This window comes from Kitasatospora purpeofusca, from assembly GCF_000718025.1.
Taxonomy (GTDB): domain Bacteria; phylum Actinomycetota; class Actinomycetes; order Streptomycetales; family Streptomycetaceae; genus Kitasatospora; species Kitasatospora purpeofusca.
In genome coordinates, this window is the sequence record NZ_JODS01000029.1 from 20,781 (window position 1) to 40,380 (window position 19,600).

The 19,600-nt window shown below is 74.2% G+C and carries 11 protein-coding genes; 7 read left to right on the plus strand and 4 right to left on the minus strand.

Features of this window, described 5'->3' with window-relative positions; genetic code table 11:
- Nucleotides 1-255 precede the first annotated feature (255 nt).
- The 4 genes from IF01_RS0131190 to IF01_RS0131205 form a co-directional block, all read right to left on the minus strand.
- A complete protein-coding gene (locus IF01_RS0131190) occupies nucleotides 256-990 on the minus strand; it encodes a DUF7158 domain-containing protein (RefSeq protein ID WP_030396945.1) in 735 nt (244 codons plus the stop codon).
- Nucleotides 987-5,207: a glycoside hydrolase family 38 N-terminal domain-containing protein gene (locus tag IF01_RS0131195; protein ID WP_030396946.1), complete on the minus strand. Its 4,221-nt coding sequence runs from the start codon at nucleotides 5,205-5,207 to the stop codon at nucleotides 987-989. The genes IF01_RS0131190 and IF01_RS0131195 overlap by 4 nt, the downstream gene beginning before the upstream one ends.
- 68 nt (nucleotides 5,208-5,275) lie before the next feature.
- Nucleotides 5,276-7,744: an endo-beta-N-acetylglucosaminidase gene (locus IF01_RS0131200; RefSeq protein WP_030396947.1), complete on the minus strand. Its 2,469-nt coding sequence runs from the start codon at nucleotides 7,742-7,744 to the stop codon at nucleotides 5,276-5,278.
- Between the two features lie 372 nt (nucleotides 7,745-8,116).
- Nucleotides 8,117-9,193 (minus strand): LacI family DNA-binding transcriptional regulator, encoded by a 1,077-nt coding sequence (locus IF01_RS0131205; RefSeq protein WP_078880470.1) that lies wholly within the window; start codon nucleotides 9,191-9,193, stop codon nucleotides 8,117-8,119.
- A 163-nt stretch (nucleotides 9,194-9,356) separates the two neighbouring features.
- On the opposite strand from IF01_RS0131205, the gene IF01_RS0131210 reads away from it, so the two are divergent.
- From IF01_RS0131210 to manA, 7 genes are all read left to right on the plus strand, one after another.
- Nucleotides 9,357-10,628, plus strand: coding sequence for an ABC transporter substrate-binding protein (locus IF01_RS0131210; protein WP_208624378.1), 1,272 nt, complete (start codon nucleotides 9,357-9,359; stop codon nucleotides 10,626-10,628).
- Between the two features lie 115 nt (nucleotides 10,629-10,743).
- Entirely contained in the window at nucleotides 10,744-11,616 is an 873-nt protein-coding gene (locus tag IF01_RS0131215) for a carbohydrate ABC transporter permease (RefSeq protein ID WP_030396950.1), read from the plus strand.
- A 2-nt stretch (nucleotides 11,617-11,618) separates the two neighbouring features.
- The gene (locus IF01_RS0131220; protein ID WP_375341011.1) at nucleotides 11,619-12,491 is read left to right on the plus strand and encodes a carbohydrate ABC transporter permease; all 873 of its coding nucleotides are present in this window, start codon (nucleotides 11,619-11,621) and stop codon (nucleotides 12,489-12,491) included.
- Nucleotides 12,492-12,605: 114 nt separating this feature from the next.
- Complete coding sequence (locus tag IF01_RS0131225; RefSeq protein WP_030396952.1) at nucleotides 12,606-13,913, plus strand: glycoside hydrolase 5 family protein; 1,308 nt, start codon at nucleotides 12,606-12,608, stop codon at nucleotides 13,911-13,913.
- A 1-nt stretch (nucleotide 13,914) separates the two neighbouring features.
- Nucleotides 13,915-16,959, plus strand: coding sequence for an alpha-mannosidase (locus tag IF01_RS0131230; RefSeq protein ID WP_030396953.1), 3,045 nt, complete (start codon nucleotides 13,915-13,917; stop codon nucleotides 16,957-16,959).
- A 197-nt stretch (nucleotides 16,960-17,156) separates the two neighbouring features.
- The gene (locus IF01_RS0131235; RefSeq protein ID WP_051756564.1) at nucleotides 17,157-18,128 is read left to right on the plus strand and encodes an ROK family protein; all 972 of its coding nucleotides are present in this window, start codon (nucleotides 17,157-17,159) and stop codon (nucleotides 18,126-18,128) included.
- 100 nt (nucleotides 18,129-18,228) lie between these two features.
- Nucleotides 18,229-19,461 (plus strand): mannose-6-phosphate isomerase, class I, encoded by a 1,233-nt coding sequence (manA, locus tag IF01_RS0131240; RefSeq protein ID WP_030396955.1) that lies wholly within the window; start codon nucleotides 18,229-18,231, stop codon nucleotides 19,459-19,461.
- The last annotated feature ends 139 nt before the right edge of the window (nucleotides 19,462-19,600 follow it).

A 19,600-nucleotide genomic window follows, 5' to 3' on the forward strand; every position in this document is an offset into this window, starting at 1 on the left:
ACTCGAACCGGTTTTCCCCCGGGATTGTCACAGCCGCGCAACAAATCCGCAGGAAGGGCCCGACAAGGCGATCGGTGCACGAACTCTATTGCCGTGCCGGACCTTTCGCACCGGTACTGACCGGGGCCGCGGGCGGCGCCCGTCGCTGTATTGACGCCCCGGGCGGGCGAAAAGGTTGCACACGCCCGCCGCCCGAACGGGCAGTCGGCCTGCCCGGGCGGGCGGCGGGCGGACAGCGCGGGCGTCGGCGCGCGCTCAGTGGCGGTGGTGGTTGTCGGGCTGGGCCGGGTCGCCGGGGTGTTCGAGGCCGGGGACGAGGGTGAGGCGGGCGGCGCGGGCGTGGTCGAGCCAGCGGACGAAGGCGGCCCGGCGGGCGGCGGCCCGCACGGCGGCCGACGGGTCGGGAGCGGGAGCGGGGGCAGGGGCGGGCACGGTGGTGAGGCGGGCGGCGGTCCAGCCCGCGACGGTGACCCACTCGCCGGGAGCCGCGGCGCCCAGGGCCTCGGCGAGGGCGAGCGGGAGGGTGTCCGGGGTCGCGTCGAGGACGGAGCCGTCGGGGAGGGCGAGCCGCCACGGTGTGGCGGACGGGGGGCGTTCGGTGAGGGCGCGGTAGTGGGCCACCTCGGCGGCGGAGGGCTCGACGTCGGCGGTGACCTCGGCGCAGACGGCCCGCACCGCCGCGCAACCCTCGTACGCGGCGGCGGTGATGGAGCCGAGCTCGACGGCGGCCCGCTGGTCGAGCCGGGCGGGCCCGGCCCCCGGGTGGACGGCGAGGCCGCGTTCGACGGCGACCGCCTCGCAGAGCGCCTCGGTCAGCAGCACCTGGGCGACCCAGCGGGCGAGTTGCCGGTCCTCGCCGCTGCCCGGCACCGGCAGCGCGGCGGCCCTGGGGCCGGCGCGCAGGGCGGCGAGGCGGCGGTCGAGGCCGGTGCGGGGCAGCGGCCGGCCGTCGAGCAGGCCGAGGACCGGGGCTTCGGCGGGGGCGGTCACGGCGCGACCACCACCGCGACGGTGGGCGCGTACTGGCAGCGGCCGAACCACATCACCTTGGCCAGGGCCCAGTACGCGCCGGGGTCCATGGCGGCCGGGGCGGCGACCTCGAACTCCTCGACCGATTCGGCGCCCGCGGCGAGGCTGAAGCCGCGGACGGGGGCGCCGACGGCCTCCCAACTGCCCCAGGGCGAGACGAGTTGCAGTTCGCCGCGGATCCCGCCGCGGGTGCGGTTGGTCAGCCGCAGCGCCAGGACGCCCCGCTCCCCCGGGGACAGCCGGACGGTGTCGGCGAGCACGGCGACACCGAGGCCGGTGTCGCGGCCCTCGGTGGCCCTGGTGCCCTGGGCGGCGGTCCAGTCCTCGGGGGCCTCGCCGGGGACGGGGAGGACGTCCGGCAGCTCGCCGACCGCCACCGTGACCACGTCCTCGACCTCCTGCCCATCGTGGGCCACCCGGACGGCGGCGAAGTACAGGCCGGGTTCGGAGTCGGCGGGCGGGGTGAGGGTGACCGGGAAGCGGAGGTGGCCACCGGGGGCCAGCCGGTAGGGGCGGGCGGTGGGACCGGCCGTCCAGCCCTCCGGCGGGTGGACGGTGGCGGTGCCCTCCACGGCGGCGTCCTGGAGCTGCGAGGAGAGCGCCACCGACAGGGTGACGGGCTCCCCGGCCGTCCGCAGCAGGCCGGGCGAGGCGCCGACGGACACCGGGAGGTAGCCGAGCGGCGCCGGGCCCCGGTTGTGCAGCCAGTAGCGGGCGTGCACGGGCTGGGCCGGCTCGGCGGCCGCGCCGAGCACGGGTCCGGCCGGCTCGGCGGCCACCCCGGGGCGGGCCAGCAGGGTGGCGAACGCCGAACCGGGGAGCGTGAGTTCGCCCTCGACCGGGCCGGTGGGCCGCTCCAGCAGGTCGGCGTGGCGCAGGTCGACCAGGCCCAGCGCGCCGCCGAGGGCGACGGTGCTGCCCAGTCCGGTCGACTCGACCAGGCGGACGGTCAGCAGTTGGGCGGAGGCGGTGGCGGCGGACCCGTTGGCGATCGGGTTGCCGGCCGGCTTGAGGGCGCCGAGCAGCACCCGGCGGGCGGGTTCGACCCGCAGCCAGGAGAGCGTGGCGGGCAGCGGTCCCGACTGCCCGGAGGGCACCGCCCGGGCGTACAGCGGGTGGTTGAACTCCTGCCCCCGCGAGGGGAGTTCCTGGTCCCGCCAGTCGCCGGGACCGCCGACCAGGGCGTAGTGGAAGTCGTGCGTCCAGTGCTGGAGCTGGAAGGACGTGCCGTCGGGCAGGGTGCGCCGGGGCGGGTCGATCCAGACGCCGGAGGGCCAGCCGGTGCAGGAGCGCAGCAGCGACAGGTGGAGCGCGCCGGTGCTGTCGACGGCGAAGCCGGGCAGGCCGTACGTCAGCAACGCCGCGGTGTGGTCGGTGAGTTGTTCAGCGGCGGGCGGGGCCGCCGGGCAGCGGACGGTGATCCGGGCGTCCGCGAGGTCGGCGGCGAGCGCCGCCGGGTCGGTGACGACCAGCGCGGGCAGGGCCCGCAGGTCGCGCAGGTCCGCGCCGGGCCGCCAGACCTCGGTCAGTGGGGCGGCAGCCGGCACCCAGACGGCGCCGTGCGCCTTGAGCACGGCCGCGTACTCCTCGCCCGCGCGTTCCAGCAACTCCCGGGTGGCGTCGTTGGTTTCGGGACCGCCGAGGAGGATCCGCAGGTCCGGCAGGTTGGAGTCGACGTCCAGCCAGCCGTACCGGGCCCAGTCGGCACCGGAGGTGGTGGCGGTGACGCCGACCCGGGCCAGCGCGACGACCAGCTCCCGGGCGTCGGCGGCGGCGTCCAGTTCGGGGACGACCACCTCCGCGACGCCGAAGGCCCGTTCGCCGAGCGGCGCGCCGGTGGCCGGGTCGGTGAGCACGACCCGCGCGGTGGAGCCGAGGCCGAACCAGGTGTTGGCGGGGTTGTCGAGGGTCCACGGCGCCTCGGCCGAGTCGACGTCCGGCATCGCGAAGCCCCGGCCGACGACGGCGCCCGCCACCTCGCTGACCGGCAGCGCTCCCGGCAGGTCGACCGGGAAGCGCAGCCGCAGCAGCCGGTCGGCACCGCGGTGGTCGAGCACCCTGGTCCGGCAGTCGACCCGGTCGAGGCCCCGCCAGAGGGTGACCGTCTGCTCGAACCGCAGTCCGTCCACCGCCCCGGTGACCACCAGGCGTTCGCCGAGCGGGCCGGTCTCGCGCCGCACCTCGGCCGGACCGGAGCCGGAGCCGGTCACCGGGCCCTTGGGCAGCAGGTGCCAGGGACCCTCGCCGAAGTCGGGGTGCTGGGGGTACTCCTCGTACACCCGCAGCTCGTTGCCGACCAGGCCGGTCCGGATCAACTCCCGCTCGTGGCGCAGGTCCTGGACGGAGCAGAGGCCGCCGCCGCGGGCCGGGTCGGCGGTGACCCGGTAGCGGGCGTTGGCGACGGTGAGGCCCTCGGCCGGGTACCAGGGCGTCTCGGCCGGGGCCCCGGGCAGCAGCCGCCAGGTGCGCCAGCCGAGCGCCGGCACGTCCTCGGCCAGGAAGCGCAGGGTGCCCCGGTCGAGGGCGCAGGGCACCGGCGCGCCCGTGTCGTCCAGCACCCGCACCCCGCCGGCCGTCGCCCCGGGAGGCAACGGGGGCAGCGGGACGGCGACCAGGTCGGTGCGGTCGAAGGAGAGCGTGTTGGTGACGACCACGCAGCCCCCGTCGCCCACCGGGGTGCCGATCCGCGCCGTCAACGCGTCCAGGGCCCGGTCCCGGACGTCGGCCGCCAGGTCGTACGCCTCCCGCCAGCCGCCGAGCAGGTCCAGGTACACCTGGTCGGACTCGGAGCCGGTGATCGCGTCGTGGTGGGCGCCGTAGGCGAGGTGGCGCCAGGCCTTGTCGAGCGCGGCCGCCGGGTAGCGGCCCAGTCCCTGCGCCTCGGCGAGCACCGCGAGCTTCTCGGCGTCGACGGCCGCGGTCTCCGCCGCCCGCTGGGCCTGCTTGGTGTCGATGTAGGAGACGTCCTTGCCGGTGTAGACCGGGTTCATGTCCCGGCTCTGCGGGCCGGGACGGCGGCCGGTCGCGGCGAGTTCGGCGCGCACCGCGTCCAGGAAGTCGCGGGGGGTGGCGCAGACGAACCTCGGCCACAGGTACTTGGCGGCCCAGGAGCGGTGGATCGCGGTGACCCACTTGTTGGGCGGGGTGTAGTCGGTGCCGACCGGCAGCAGCAGGTTCCTGGTCGCGCCGACCGGCTTGAGCTTGCGGTAGAGCTCGTACACGGCCCGTTCGGCGGTGGCCAGGTCGGCCGAGGAGTCCATCCACCAGCCGGCCGAGTAGTGGTGCGGCATGTAGTGGGTGAGCACGCCCTCGCCGCTCGGGGCGATCCACTCGAACTCGCTGGGGAACTGCATCACCCGGGCGTCGTCCTTGGCCTCCCGGAAGTTCTTCTGGATCGGGCCCCACTGGTGGAACGGGCCGCGCGCCCAGGCGCTGCCGGTGAGTCCGGCGGCGGCGAGGTGGCCGGGGAACTGCGGGTCGTGCCCGAACACGTCCAGCTGCCAAGCGGTCTGCGGATCGCCGCCGAGGATGTCGCGCTGGTAGCCGATGCCGTAGGCGATGTTGCGGATGGTGGTCTCGGCGCCGGTGAGATTGGTGTTGGGCTCGTTGTAGGTGCCGCCGACGAGTTCCACCTGGCCCCGGTCGAGCAGCAGCCGCAGCGTCTCCCGGCGCTCCGGGTGCTGATCGAAGTACGGCTTCAGGTAGTCGACTTCGGCAAGCACGAACTTGTACACCGGGTCGCGCAGCGCGAGGTCGAGGTGCGCGTCGACCAGCGCGAAGCCGTTGCGCTCCCACAGCGGCCGGGTGGTGGCGTCGGCGGAGAGCAGCTCCCAGGGGGAGGTGTAGGCGGCCTGGGTGTTCCACCACACCGGGTCGTAGTGGAAGTGCGAGACGAGGAACATCGTCCAGCCGGGTTCGGCGACCTCGACGACGCCCCCGGCGCGGGCCCCGCCGGCCTCGACGGTGACCGGCAGCCGGGCGCCGGGGGCGGCGCCGGTGATCTCCAGGGGGACTTCGACCTGCCCCGTGCCGGCCGCCTCGCCGCGCACGCCCGGGCCGGTGACGGTGATCCGGGTGGCGGGCGGGCCGTCGAGGGTGACCCGCAGCAGCTGCCGCGGGGCGTGCTCGGGGCCGGTGAACAGGTCCGTGCTCTCGACGGCGGTGAGGGTGACCGGCACGGGGAGGGTCCTTTCGGGAAGCGGCGGTCCGGGGAGCGCGACGGGGTGTCGGGCTCCCCGGGGGAGGGTCAGGCGCCCCAGGCCTCGAACTCGTAGATCCGGGCGGCCGGATCGGTGCCCTGGGTCGGTTTGGTCACCACCAGCCGGACGTACCGGGCCGTGGTGGTCACGGGGTGGGTGGTGGTGCCGGCGGTGTTGCCGGTGACGGTGGCGACGGTGGTCCACGGGTCGGTGGCGGCGGAGCGGACCTGGACCGAGAAGTCCCGGGTGTTGAACGAGGCGCTCTCCCCGCCCGCCTGGGCGTGCTTGACCACGAACTTCGTCAGCGGCTTCGCCGAACCGAGGTCCACCTCCAGCCACTTGCTACTGGTGAGGGTGCACCACTTGTCGCCGTTGCCGCCGTTGACGGTGCCGTTGACGGCCTTGGCCGGGCCCTCGTCGGTGTTGCACTGGCCGGAGGCGGTGGCCGGACGGCCCAGCGCCAGATTGCTGCCGGTGGGCGGGGTGCCGGTCCAGGGCACGGTGGTGGTGGCGACGGTCGAGCGGCCGTACTCGGTCGAGACGGCCTCGACCTCGACGGTGGTGCTCGCCTCCGTCCCGGCGCGGTCGAGCCGGTTGACGAAGAAGGCGTCGGACGGGGTGGCGCCCAGGTAGCCCCGGGTGCCGTCGGCGTTGCGCCGGTACAGCTCGTAGTGGTGCACGTTCCCGCCGGGGGACGGCGTCCAGGCGAGCCGCAGCGACTGGCTGCTCCCGGCCACCACGTCGGCCGCGCCGAGCAGGGTCAGCCCGGACGGAGCCGCCGGTGCGTCCACCGCGCCGTCGTACACGGCGAGTTGACCGATCCGCAGATCGTAGGCGGAGCCGGTGCCGGTGGTCCGCAGACCGATCTGGGCGATGGTGCGGCCGGCGTAGGCGGACAGGTCGAGGGTCCGGCGCTCCCAGCCGGTGCCGGTGGTGGCGCCGAGGTCGAGGGTGGTGAAGGTGGTCGGTGCGTCGGTGAAGGAGACCGCGGCGGCGAGGCGGGTGGGCCCGGCGGTCGGGGCCTTCAGCACCACCGACAGCTTGGTGTCGGCCGCGACCGGCAGCCTGCTCTGGTACAGCCGCACGGTGTTGGCGGCGCTCGGCGTCCCGGTGAGGCGCAGCGAGGAGCCGCCCTCGTAGGCGTCGGCGAAGTCGACGGACGGGGTGACCTTGCTGCCGGTGGACTCCACCAGCCAGTGGTAGGTGGGCGGGACGTCCTGGAGCGAGAGGTTGTTCCAGCCGCCGGTGGCGACCCGGGTGCCGGCCGCGTTGTAGAAGTCGCCCTCGCCGGAGGAGAAGTTGGTGACGAAGGGCTTGGCGGTGACCGGGGTGGACTCGGCGACGTAGCTCGCCAGGCCCTTCCAGGAGGAGGTGGTGGAGGTGTTGGAGGGGTCGTTGTTGGCGCCGACCCAGTACCGGGCGTCCTTGGCCAGGTAGTCGGCCCGGTCGGTCGCCGACTTCCAGGTCCACTCGGGGCGGTAGAGGCCGAGCGAAGTGGTGTGCGGCTTCCCGGCGGGGAAGAGCGTGTTCCAGTCGACGCCGGTGTTGTAGCCGTTGGCCTCGGTGTCGATGCCGGAGTAGAGCTCGTACTCGCCCCGGCCGAGGCCCCGGGCCAGGGTGCGGGAGGAGTCCAGGCCGCCGGACGACCAGTTGAAGTTGAGGAACATCGAGTCGGAGGTGCGCTTCGCACCGTCCTGGAGGAAGGTGTCGTTGGCGCTGGTCAGGGCGTTCTGCCAACTGACCGATCCGGACTCGGTCATGGCGTCGTACCACATGAACTCGGTCGCGCTCTGCGCCTTGGTGTACTGCATCAGGTCGCGGACCTGGCCGGCGAGGGCCGAATCGCCGCCGCCGGTCTCCTGGTTGATGAACCAGCCGTCGAAGCCGTAGTACTGGGCGGCCTGGACGAGCTTGTCGGCGACGGGGTAGCGGCTGCCGGACTTCTGCACGAAGTCGCGCACCCACTGGAGTTGGCCGCCGTACGCGGCGGGCGGGAAGAACACCGTGCCGTAGACCTTGACGCCGTTGCGGTGGGCGGCGTCGATCACGGTCGGGTTGGGGGCGAGGATGAGGCCCTCACCGGCCGAGCCGCCCCAGAACACCAGTTTGTCGACGTACTGCCAGTAGCCGAAGGCGTAGTAGTTGGGGTCGGTGGAGCCCTGGGAGGGATTGTTGGAGGTGGGTCCGAAGGAGACCAGGGAGGCGATCTTCCCTTCGCCCGCACGGGCGTTGGGGTTGGCCTTGAGCCCCGGGTCGGTGGTGCGGGGCTGGAGCGGGACGCGGGCACGGTTGAACCGGGCGTCCGGGTCGGTGGCCGGGTCCCAGCCGAGGATGGTGTTCGGGTACCAGTAGGAGGCGTAGGGCTGGGTGCCGGTGGCGGCCGCTGCGGCGGCGGGGGCCACCGCCGGGGACGGGGCGGCGGGGGTGGGTGCGGCCCGGGCGACCGCGGGGGTGAGGCCCAGGACGGCTGCGCCGAGGGCGACGCCGAGCAGGCGGGGGATCCGTCGTCGTGACATGCGCTGGCTCCGTTCGCGCGGAAGGCGGAGGAGGGTGGGGGCGGGCCTCGCCCGGGGCGGGCGCGGCCCGGGGGTGCATGTGCGGGTACGGCAGGTACGGGTACGGCGGGTGCGGGTACGGCGGGTGCGGGTACGGCGGGTGCGGGTACGGCGGGTGCGGGTGCGACGTCTACGTGTACGGCATGTGCGGGGCGGGGCGGGGCCGGGTGCGCGGTGCCGGTGGTACGGGCCCCGGGCGGGGTGCGGCGCGCGGGCGCGGTGGAACCGGTGCGGGCCCGGGTGCGAACGGGCCGGCCGGACGGCCGTGGGCGCCTCGCCGGACTCCGGCCCCACGGTGGTGCGCCGAGCGGGGCCCGCTCGGCGCCAGCGAGGCTAAACCGGTTCAGAGGCGCTGTCAACGGTGCCGGTGGAGTTCACACCCGCCGGTGAACCGCCGGCCGGCGGCGAGGTGGACTCGCGCACGGTCAGCCGCGGGGTCGGCATCTGCAGGTCACGGTCGGGACCGGCGTCGTCGATCACCGCCAGCAGGCTGCGCGCCACCTGCTCGCCGAGCGCGAAGGTGTCCCGGCTCAGCGCGGTGAGCGGCGGGTGCACGATCCGGGCGAGCACCGAGTCGTCGAAGGAGACGATGGAGAGCTCCCCGGGCACCGCGACGCCCATCTCCCCCGCCACGCCGAGGCCGGCCACCGCCATCACGTCGCTGTCGTAGACGATCGCGGTGGGCCGCCGGGGCCGGGAGAGCAGGGTGCGGGTGGCGGCGGCGCCCTCTGCGTCGCTGAAGTCGGTCGGCACCGAGAGCGCCTCCTCCAGTCCGAGCCGGCGGGAGGCGTCGCGCAGCGCCCGGATCCGCCGCTGGGTGTGCTGGAAGTGCGGCAGTCCGGCCAGGTGGGCGATCCGCCGGTGCCCGATGGCGGCCAGGTAGTCGACGATGGAGAGCATCGCCTCCCGGTCGTCGGCCCAGATCCGCAGCGGCCCGGCGCCCTTGCCCGGTCCGCCGAGCACGACGGCGGGCAGGCCGAGCGCGTCCAGCACGGCGAGCCTGGGGTCGCGCAGCTGGAGGTCGACCACGATGAAGCCGTCGACCCGGTGCTCGGAGGTCCAGCGGCGGTAGACCTCGATCTCGGCCGCGGTGTCCTCGACCACCATCAGGTGCAGGGCGACGGAGTGCGCGGACAGCACCGCCTGGAGGCCGGAGAGCAGTTGGCTGAAGAACGGCTCGACGCCGATGGTCCTGGCCGGGCGGGCGATCACCAGCCCGACCGCGTCCGACCTGGCCCCGCCGAGGGCGCGGGCGGCGCTGTGCGGCCGCCAGTTCATCTCCTCCGCGACCTGGAGGATCCGGGCCCTGGTCGCCTCGCTCACCCCCGGGCGGCCGTTGAGCGCGAAGGACACCGCGCCCTTGGAGACGCCCGCCCGACGGGCGATGTCGGCGATGGTCGGTCTGCCCACGGGTTCCGACTCCTCTCTTGACAGCCAAGTTTAGGCCGGAGCATAGTCCCTGCAATAGCTAGACCGGTTTAGTAAGACAGGTTCCGAAACCGCGCGCAATCCCCGATGCATCCCCTCCCCCACCCACCACGGGAGAACCCTCATGCGTAGAATCCGGGCGGCAGTGACGACGGCGGTACTCACCGCGACCCTGGCCACAGGCTGCGGACTCGGCTCCGACGGCAGCTCCGGCAGCAGTGACAGCGCGGCGAGCGCCGCCGCCACCGGCGAGGTCAAGGGCAAGGTCTCGCTCCAGACCTGGGCGCTGAAACCGAAGTTCACCGCCTATGTGCAGGGCGTGATCGACGGCTTCGAGCAGAAGTACCCCGGCGTCGAGGTCGACTGGCTGGACCAGCCCGGCGACGGCTACTCCGACAAGGTGCTCAGCCAGGCCGCCGCCGGCACCCTGCCCGACGTGGTGAACCTCCCACCGGACTTCGCCCTCCCGCTGGCCAAGCAGGGCCTGCTGCTGGACGTCGCCAAGGCCGACCCGAAGCTCGGCGAGGAGTACGTCACCGGCGGCCTCGACGCCTACCGGTTCGCGGGCCTGGGCGGCACCTTCGGCTACCCCTGGTACCTCAACACCGACGTCAACTACTGGAACTCCGAGCTGCTCGCCAAGTACGGCCTGGACCCGAAGAAGCTCCCCACCACCCTGGACGAACTCATCGCCCAGGCCAGGACCTTCAAGGAGAAGGCCGGCGGCTCCGCCTACCTGATGAGCCGCAAGCCCGGCCTCGGCGACCTGGTCGACGCGGGCGTCAAGGTGATGGCCGAGGACGGCAGGTCGTTCACCTTCAACACCCCCGAGGCCGCGGCCGTACTGGACAAGTACCGCGCCGCATTCAAGGAGGGGCTGCTGCCCAACGACGTCCTCACCGACACCTACGCCGGCAACTCCAAGCTCTTCACCGCCGGCACCGCCGCCTGGACGACCGCCGGGGCCAACTTCATCACCACCGTCGCCACCGACAACCCCACCCTCGCCCCGAAGATCGTCTCCTCACCGTCGATGGGCACCCCGCCGCTCTACGTCCAGGGCGTGTCCGTGCCCAAGAACACCAAGAACCCGGCCGCCGCCGTGGCCCTGGCCCGCTGGGTCACCAGCCCGGAGAACCAGGCCGCGTTCTCCCGGCTGACCAGCATCTTCCCCTCCACCAAGGCCTCCGCTAACGACCCGCTGTTCAGCAAGTCGGACGGCAGCAACGCCGGCGACGCCAAGGTCGTCGCCTTCACCTCGCTGGCCAAGGCCAAGATGCTCCAGCCGGTCCAGGTGGACGACGCCATGAGCACCATCGTCAAGCAGCAGTTCACCCTCGCGATCAGCGGCGACACCAGCTCCAAGCAGGCCCTGGACACCGCCGTCGAGCGGTGCAACCAGCTCCTCAAGGGCTGACCGCCCGCGCGCCGGTGGACCTGACCGCCCGCGCGCCGGTGGGCGGCGGCCCCGCCCCCGGGGAGCCGCCGCCCACCGGGAACGACCCGCGACCCCCGCCCCAGGAAGGCACGGCATGACCCACCGGCGCTGGTTCACCCCCTGGCTGCTCGCCGGGCCCGCACTGATCTGGCTGGCCGTCTTCAACCTCTGGCCCGCCGCCAACACGGTGATCCTGTCGTTCACCAACGCCAAGCCCCTCGGCGGCGGACGGTTCACCGGCCTCGACAACTACCAACGCGCCTTCAGCGACGACCAGTTGGCCGACGCCCTGCTCAACTCCGTGATCTACCTGCTGATCTGCCTGCCGCTGCTGACCGTACTGCCGCTGCTGCTGGCCCTGCTGGTCCAGCGCCGACTGCCCGGCATCACCTTCTTCCGCACCGCCTTCTACACCCCCGTCGTCGCCTCCGCCGTCGTGGTCGCCCTGATCTGGGGCTGGGCACTGAACGACCGGGGGCTGATCAACGGCGTGCTGCGGCAGACCGGCCTCGCCGACTCACCGGTCCCCTTCCTCACCGACCGCTGGCTGCTGCTGCTCAGCGCGATCGCCCTGACCACCTGGAAGGGCCTCGGCTACTACATGGTCATCTACCTGTCGGCGCTCGCCAACGTCGGCCGGGAGCTGCACGAGGCCGCCGCCGTCGACGGCGCGGGCGCGCTGCGCCGCTTCCTGCACGTCACCCTGCCGGGGGTACGGCCCACCATGGTGCTGGTCTCGGTGCTGATCTCGGTCTCCTCGCTGCGGGTGTTCTCCGAGCTGTACGTGCTCTCCAACGGCACCGGCGGCCCCGGCGGCCGGGACATGTCGGTGGTGATGCTGATCCAGATGTACAGCCGGGGCTTCACCGGCCACCTCGGCTACGCCTCGGCACTCAGCCTGCTGCTGTTCCTCATCACCCTCGGCCCGATGCTGCTGCTGACGCGCCTCAACCGGAAGGCGGCCTGACCGTGAGGCGCTCCCGCGGCTCCAACACCCCGCGCTCCCGCAGCTTCAACACTCCCTCCCCCGCCGAGACCGCGCTGCGCTACCTGCTGCTCCTGTTCGTGCTGCTGCTGGTCGTCGGGCCGTTCCTGTGGCAGCTCTCCACCTCCCTCAAGGGCCCGACCGAGGACGTCTGGTCCGCCACCCCGCACTTCCTCCCGGACCACCCCACCGTCGACAACTACCTCAAGGTCGCCGACACCATCCCGGTCTGGACGTACGCCGCCAACTCGCTGGTCGTCGCCGGCATCGCGATCTTCGGCAACGTGGTCGGCTGCACCCTGGCCGGCTACGCGCTCGCCAAGCTGCGGTTCCGGGGCGTCCGGCTGGTGTTCGGCCTGCTGCTGGCCACCCTGGTGCTGCCCGGCGAGGCCACGGTCGTCTCCCAGTACGTCACCGTGCGCAGCCTCGGCCTGGCCGACACCCTGACCGGGGTCGCCCTGCCCGGTGCGCTCTCCATGCTCAATGTGCTGCTGATGCGCACCGCCTTCGCCGCCGTCCCGCCCGAACTGGAGCAGGCCGCGCTGGTGGACGGCGCCAACGTCCGCCAGCGGCTGTGGCACATCGGGCTGCCGAACGTGCGCGGCATGCTCAGCGTGATCGTGATCTTCACCTTCATCGGCGCCTGGGACGACTTCCTCTGGCCGCTGATCGTGCTCAACGACCCGCAGAAGTACACCCTGACGGTGGGCCTGCAGTACCTCAACGGCACCTTCAGCGCCAACCCCCGACTGATCGCGGCCGGCACCATGATCGCCTTCCTGCCGATCGTGGTGGTGTTCGCGGTGTGCCAGCGCTTCTTCTTCAAGGGAGTGGAGGAGGGTGCCGTGAAGGGCTGAACCCCGCACCGGACGCACCGCACCCGGACGCACCGCACCGGACGACCGCACCGGACGGCCCCGCCGGACCGCACCGGACGCACCGCCGTTCCTCCTCCCAGGGAGCCACCGACCATGACCACCGCTCCGCGGACCACCGCCCCGCGCTTCGGCGTCAACTACACGCCCACCGCCGGCTGGTTCCACCACTGGCTCGACTTCGACCTCGACGCCGTCCGCGCCGACCTCGACTCGATCGCCGCGCTCGGCCTCGACCACGTCCGGGTGTTCCCGCTCTGGCCGCTGTTCCAGCCCAACCGCACGCTGATCCGCCCGCGCGCCGTCGAGCAGCTCGTGGCGCTGGTGGACGCGGCCGGGGAGCGCGGGCTCGACGTCGCCGTGGACGGCCTCCAGGGCCACCTGTCCAGCTTCGACTTCGAACCGGCCTGGATCCGCACCTGGCACCGCCGGAACATGTTCACCGACCCGGACGTGGTCGACGGCCAGGCCGCCTATCTGCGCACCCTCGCCGCCGCCCTCGCCGAACGGCCCAACTTCCTCGGCATGACGGTCGGCAACGAGGTCAACCAGTTCTCCGGCGAGCCGCACCCCGACCCGCACCGGGCCACCCCCGAGCAGGCCGACGCCTGGCTGCGCCGGATGGTCGACGCCTGCGAGCGGGGCGCCCCCGGCCGGCTGCACCTGCACGCCTCCTACGACGCCGCCTGGTACCTCGACGGGCACCCGTTCACCCCCTGGCACTCGGCCCGGATCGGCGCGGCCACCGCCGTGCACTCCTGGGTGTTCAACGGCACCGCGCAGCGCTACGGCGCCCGCTCCACCGCGAGCGACCAGCACGCCGCCTACCTGGTGGAGCTGTCCAAGGCCTGGGCCGGGGACCCGCACCGCCCGGTCTGGCTCCAGGAGGTCGGCGCCCCGGCCCCGCACATCACCGCCGCGGACGCCGCCCGGTTCACCGGCGCGACCGTCGCCGCGGTGCTGGACTGCCCCGACCTGTGGGGCGTCACCTGGTGGTGCTCGCACGACGTGGACCGCTCGCTGGCGGACTTCCCGGAGCTGGAGTACAGCCTCGGCCTGCTGACCAGCGACCGGCGGGTCAAGCCGGCCGGGGAGCGGCTGGCCGGGGCCGTCGCCGCCGCGCGCGCCGACTGGCGGGCGCCCGCGCCGCGCCGCACCGCCGTGGTGGTCGCCGCCGGGGACGAGGTGACCGCCCCCGGCCGCTCGGTCTGCGGTCCCGGCGGCGCCGTGTTCGAGACCTTCATGCGGCTGGCCGCGGACGGCGCCCGGCCGACCGCGGTCCTGGCCGAGCGCGCCGGGGACGCCGCCCACCTCGCCGCCCGCGGCATCACCGAACTCGTCCACCCGGACGAACTCCGCCGACCCTCCCTCCCCCTCGCCCAGTCGCCCAACGGAGTCCGCTGACATGCACGATGACCGCACCCTCGTCGAAGCCCGCCTCAAGCGCGTCCTGGAGGAGCGCATCCGCCCGGCGGTGTACCCCGAGTCCGTCCCGCTGACCGTCTCGGTCTGGACCGCGCCCGGTGAGCCCGTCCCGGTCGCCGAGGGCCTGGCCGCGCCGCGCTCGCCGATCGCGGTCGGGGACGCCTGGGGCGCGCCCTGGAGCACCAGTTGGCTCACCGTGGCCGGGACGGTGCCCGAGGCCTGGGCCGGGCGGACCGTCGAGGCGCTGATCGACCTCGGCTTCGACGCCAATATGCCCGGCTTCCAGTGCGAGGGCCTGGTGTACCGCCCCGACGGCAGCCCGGTGAAGGGCCTCAACCCGCAGAACCAGTGGGTGCGGATCGCCGCCTCGGCGGTAGGCGGCGAGCCGGTGCTGCTGCATGTCGAGGCCGCCGCCAACCCGGTCATCCTGGACTACCACCCCTTCCTGCCCACCGAGTTGGGCGACAAGGAGACCGCCGGGGACAAGCCGCAGTACCGGCTGGCGCGGATGGACCTCGCGGTCTTCGACGAGACGGTCTGGCAGCTGGTGCTGGACCTGGAGGTGCTCGGCGAGCTGATGGCCGAGCTGCCGGCCGACGGCGCCCGCCGCTGGGAGCTGCTGCGCGCGGTCGAGCGGGCCCTCGACGCGATCGACCTCCAGGACGTCAACGGCACCGCGGCGGCGGCCCGTTCCTGTCTGGTCGAGGTGCTGGCCGCGCCCGCCGCGCCGTCCGCGCACCGGATCGGCGCGATCGGCCACGCCCACATCGACTCGGCCTGGCTGTGGCCGCTGCGGGAGACGGTCCGCAAGGTCGCCCGGACCGCCGCCAACATGACCGCGCTGCTGGAGGACGAGCCGGACTTCCTCTACACCATGTCCCAGGCACAGCAGTTCGCCTGGATCAAGGAGCACCGCCCGGAGGTGTACGCCCGGGTGAAGAAGGCGGTGGCGGACGGCCGCTTCGTCCCGGCCGGCGGCATGTGGGTGGAGTCCGACACCAACATGCCCTCCTCGGAGGCGATGACCCGTCAGTTCGTCCACGGCAAGCGGTTCTTCCTGGCCGAGTTCGGGATCGAGAACGAGGAGGCCTGGCTGCCGGACACCTTCGGCTTCACCGGCGGCCTGCCGCAGATCATCCGCAACGCGGGCTCCAAGTGGCTGCTGACCCAGAAGATCTCCTGGAGCCAGATCAACAAGTTCCCGCACCACACCTTCCTCTGGGAGGGCATCGACGGCACCCGGATCTTCACCCACTTCCCGCCCGTGGACACCTACAACTGCTCCATGAAGGGCTCCGAGATCGCCCACGCGGCACGGAACTTCAAGGACAAGGGGGTGGCCCGGCACTCGCTGGCGCCGACCGGCTGGGGCGACGGCGGCGGCGGCACCACCCGCGAGATGGTCGGCAAGGCCGCCCGGCTGCGCGACCTGGAGGGCTCGGCCACGGTGCGGTGGCAGCGCCCGGCCGAGTTCTTCGCCGAGGCCGAGGCCGAGTACCCGAAGCCGCCGGTCTGGGTGGGCGAGCTGTACCTGGAGCTGCACCGGGCCACCCTGACCAGCCAGGCCCGTACCAAGCAGGGCAACCGGCGCAGCGAGAACCTGCTGCGGGAGGCCGAACTCTGGTGTGCCACGGCCGCGTTGCGCACCGGCCTGGCCTACCCGTACGAGCGGCTGGACCGGATCTGGAAGACCGTGCTGCTGCACCAGTTCCACGACATCCTGCCGGGCTCCTCGATCGCCTGGGTGCACCGGGAGGCGGAGGCGACGTACGCGGGCCTGGCGGCCGAGCTGGAGGAGCTGATCGGCGCCGCCCAGCGGGCCCTGGCGGGCGATCCGGCGGGCGGGCGCGAGCTGGTGTTCAACGGCGCCCCGCACGGACGCTCGGCGGTGCCGGCCGGCGGCGCGGCGGTGGCGGTGGCCGGTCCGGGCGACTGCGCGGTGACCGCGCGCGAGGGCGGCGGCTTCGTGCTCGACAACGGGCTGCTGCGGGTGGTGGTGGACGGCGACGGCCTGGTGGTGTCGGCGGTGGACGCGGCGAGCGGCCGGGAGGCCGTCGCCCCGGGCACCCGGGCCAACCTGCTCCAACTGCACCCCGACTTCCCGAACATGTGGGACGCCTGGGACGTCGACCAGTTCTACCGCAACACGGTCACCGACCTGGTCGCGGCCGACGAGGTCGCGGTGCACGCCGAGGGCCCGGCGGAGGTCGCGGTGCGGGTCGCCCGCTCGTTCGGCTCCTCCACCGTGACCCAGACGCTGACCCTGCGCGCGGGCTCGGGCCGGCTGGACATCGACACCGAGGTGGACTGGCACGAGGCGGAGAAGTTCCTGAAGCTCGCGTTCCCGCTGGACGTGCACACCGAGCGGTACGCGGCCGAGACCCAGTTCGGCCACCAGTTCCGGCCCACTCACACCAACACCAGCTGGGACGCGGCCAAGTTCGAGGCCTGCAACCACCGCTTCGTGCACCTGGCCGAACCGGGCTGGGGCGTCGCGCTGGTCACCCCCTCGACCTACGGGCACGACGTGACCCGGGCGGTGCGCGCGGAGGACGGCGGCACCACCACCACGGTCCGGTTCTCGCTGCTGCGCGCGCCGCGCTTCCCCGACCCGCGCACCGACCAGGGGCGGCACCGGTTCCGGCACGCGCTGGTGCCGGGCGCGGAGATCGGCGACGCCGTCCGCGAGGGCTACGCGGTGGGCCTGCCCGAGCGCCGGGTGACCGGTTCGGCGGAGGCGGTGCGGCCGCTGGTCGAGCTGGACCAGGACGCGCTGGTGGTGAGCGCCGTCAAGCTGGCCGACGACGGCAGCGGGGACCTGGTGGTACGGGTCTACGAGTCGGGCGGCGGCCGGGCCCGGGGGCGGCTGGCGACCTCCTTCGCGCTGGCCGCCGCGGTGCCCTGCGACCTGCTGGAGCGGCCGTGGGACGGCACCCGCGGCGAGGTCGTGGCGGACGGCGACGGGGTGCGGCTGGCGCTGCGGCCGTTCGAACTGGTGACCCTGCGGCTGACGCCGGCGCGCTGATCCTGTTTGCTGTCCCTGTCGTCCTGCTCGTCCTGTCCTCGTCCTGTCCTCGTCCTGTCCTCGTCCTGTCCTCGTGCTCGTCCTGCTCGTCCTGCTACCTCCTGCTACGTCCTGTCCGGCCCGCCGCCCCGGTCCTCCGGGGGCGGCGGGCCGGCTGCCCGTCCGTCCGTGCGTCCACCCCACCGGAGCCCTCCGCCATGACCGCGCCCTCGCCGTCCACCACCCCGCAGTTCGCCGGCCCCCTGCTCGTCGGTCCGGTGTGGGCAGCCGTCGACATCGGCGGCACCAAGATCGCCGGGGCGCTCGTCGACTCCGCCGGGACGCTCGCCCACCGCGTCCAGCTGCCGACCCCGGCGAAGGAGTCCGGCGCCGAGGTGCTGGCCGTGGTGCACCGGGTACTGGACCACCTCGCCGCCTCCCCCGACTGGGCGGCGGTCACCGCCGTCGGCATCGGCAGCGCCGGACCGGTGGACCTCGTCGGCGGCACGGTCAGCCCGGTCAACATCCCCGGCTGGCGCGAGTTCCCGCTCACCGTCGAGGTCGCCGCCCACCCCGCCGTGGCCGACCGCCCGGTGGCGCTGGCCGGGGACGGGGTCGCGATGGCCGCCGCGGAGCACTGGCGCGGCGCCGCCCGGGGCGCCGACAACGCGCTCTGCCTGGTGGTCTCCACCGGCGTCGGCGCGGGACTGGTGCTCAACGGCGCGGTGCACCCCGGACCCAGCGGCAACGCCGGCCACCTCGGCCACATCAGCGTGGACCTGGACGGCCAGCGGTGCCCGTGCGGCTCGTACGGCTGCCTGGAGAACATCGCCAGCGGCACCGCCATCGCCAGGCGGGCGCTCGCCGGGGGCTGGGAGCCCCGGGGCGGGGACCGCTCGGCGCGCGCGGTGGCCGAGGACGCGCTGACCGGGCACCCGGTGGCGCTGGCCGCCTTCGACCGGGCCGCACAGGCGCTGGCGGCCGGGATCGCCGCCACCGCCACCCTGGTCGACCTGCGGCGGGTGGTGGTCGGCGGCGGGGTGGCGGCGGCCGGTCCGGTGCTGTTCGAGCCGCTCGCCCGGCACCTGGACCGCTACGCGGCGCTGCCGTACGTGCGCGGGCTGGACGTGCGCCGGGCCGAGCTGGGGAACGACGCCGGGCTGATCGGCGCCGCCGCGCTCTGCCGCTGAGCACCGGGCGCCCGTCCCCCGCCCCTGCCCGTCCCGCACCCTCCGCCCGTTCCCGTTCCCGTTCCCGTTCCCGCGCCACCGTCTCCGGGAGACCGTCCGCATGCCGCTGTTCGCCCCGCTCACCAACCCGGTGCGCCCGTACGCCTGGGGGTCCGTCACCGCGATCCCCGCGCTGACCGGCGCCGCGCCCACCGGCGGGCCGCAGGCCGAACTGTGGCTGGGCGCCCACCCGTCCGCGCCCTCGCTGCTCGACGACGGGCACGGGCCGCGCCCGCTGGACCGGCTGATCGCCGAGGCCCCGGAGGAGTTCCTCGGCGCGGCCACCGTCCGGCGGTTCGGCCCCCGGCTGCCGTTCCTGTTCAAGGTGCTGGCCGCCGAACGGGCGCTGTCGCTCCAGGTCCACCCGACCCGGGCGCAGGCCGAGGCGGGGTTCGCCGCCGAGGAGGCGCTCGGGGTGCCGCCGGACGCCCCGGAGCGGGTGTACAAGGACCGCGACCACAAGCCGGAACTCCTGTGCGCGCTGGGCGACTTCGAGGCTCTGTGCGGCTTCCGCCCGACCGCCGCCACGGCCGCGCTGCTGGAACGGCTGGCAGTCCCGGCGCTGGCCGGTTGGGTGTCGGCGCTGCGCGCGCGGCCCGCCGCGGAGGTGCTGCCCGCCCTGCTCCGACAGGCCCTCGGCGACGGTGGCGACGCTACAGGCGGCCCGGGCAGTGCTGCCGTGCTCAAGGAGGTCACCGCCGCGCTGGAGCGCCTCGCGGCCTCCGACGGCCCCGACGCCGCCGCCTGCGCGGCCTACGCCCGCGCCGCCCGCGACTACCCCGGCGACCCGGGCCTGCTCGCCGCGCTGCTGCTGAACCACGTCCGGCTGCGGACCGGCCAGGCACTGCACCTGGACGCCGGTGTGCCGCACGCCTACCTCCGCGGCCTGGGCGTCGAGCTGATGGCCAACTCGGACAACGTGCTGCGGTGCGGTCTGACCGCCAAGCACATCGATGTCCCGGGCCTGCTCGCGGTGACCGTCTTCGAGGCCGTCGAACCGGCCGTACTGACCGCCGCGCCGACGGCCGGCGGCGATCCCTCGGAATCCTGCTTCCCCTCCCTCGCGGCCGAGTTCCGCCTCTCCCGGCTCCGCCCCGGCGACACCGGCGTGCGGATCGACCGGGCGGACGCCCCGCAGATCCTGCTGTGCACCGCCGGCGAGGCCCGGCTGTCCGCCCCCGACGGCCCGTCCCTGCGCCTCGCCCGGGGCGGCTCCGCCTACCTGCCGCCCACCACCGTCCCGGTCCGGCTCGACGGCCCGGGCGCGGAACTCCACCGCGCGACCGTCGGCTGACCCGCCGCCCGGTCCTTCCGGTCGTCCCTCCGGTCGTCCTGCCGGCCGTCCTCCCGGCTGCCCCGGCCCGCCCTCGTCGCGTCCGTCCGCCCGTCCGCCCCCGCACAGGAAGAAGCCCCAGTCGACTTCCTGTGCCGGG

Coding starts and splice junctions, on each gene's coding strand:
- IF01_RS0131225 (WP_030396952.1), top strand. CDS start 12,606: ATGACCACCGCTCCGCGGACCACCGCCCCGCGCTTCGGCGTCAACTAC.
- IF01_RS0131200 (WP_030396947.1), bottom strand. CDS start 7,744: ATGTCACGACGACGGATCCCCCGCCTGCTCGGCGTCGCCCTCGGCGCA.
- manA (WP_030396955.1), top strand. CDS start 18,229: ATGCCGCTGTTCGCCCCGCTCACCAACCCGGTGCGCCCGTACGCCTGG.
- IF01_RS0131235 (WP_051756564.1), top strand. CDS start 17,157: ATGACCGCGCCCTCGCCGTCCACCACCCCGCAGTTCGCCGGCCCCCTG.
- IF01_RS0131230 (WP_030396953.1), top strand. CDS start 13,915: ATGCACGATGACCGCACCCTCGTCGAAGCCCGCCTCAAGCGCGTCCTG.
- IF01_RS0131215 (WP_030396950.1), top strand. CDS start 10,744: ATGACCCACCGGCGCTGGTTCACCCCCTGGCTGCTCGCCGGGCCCGCA.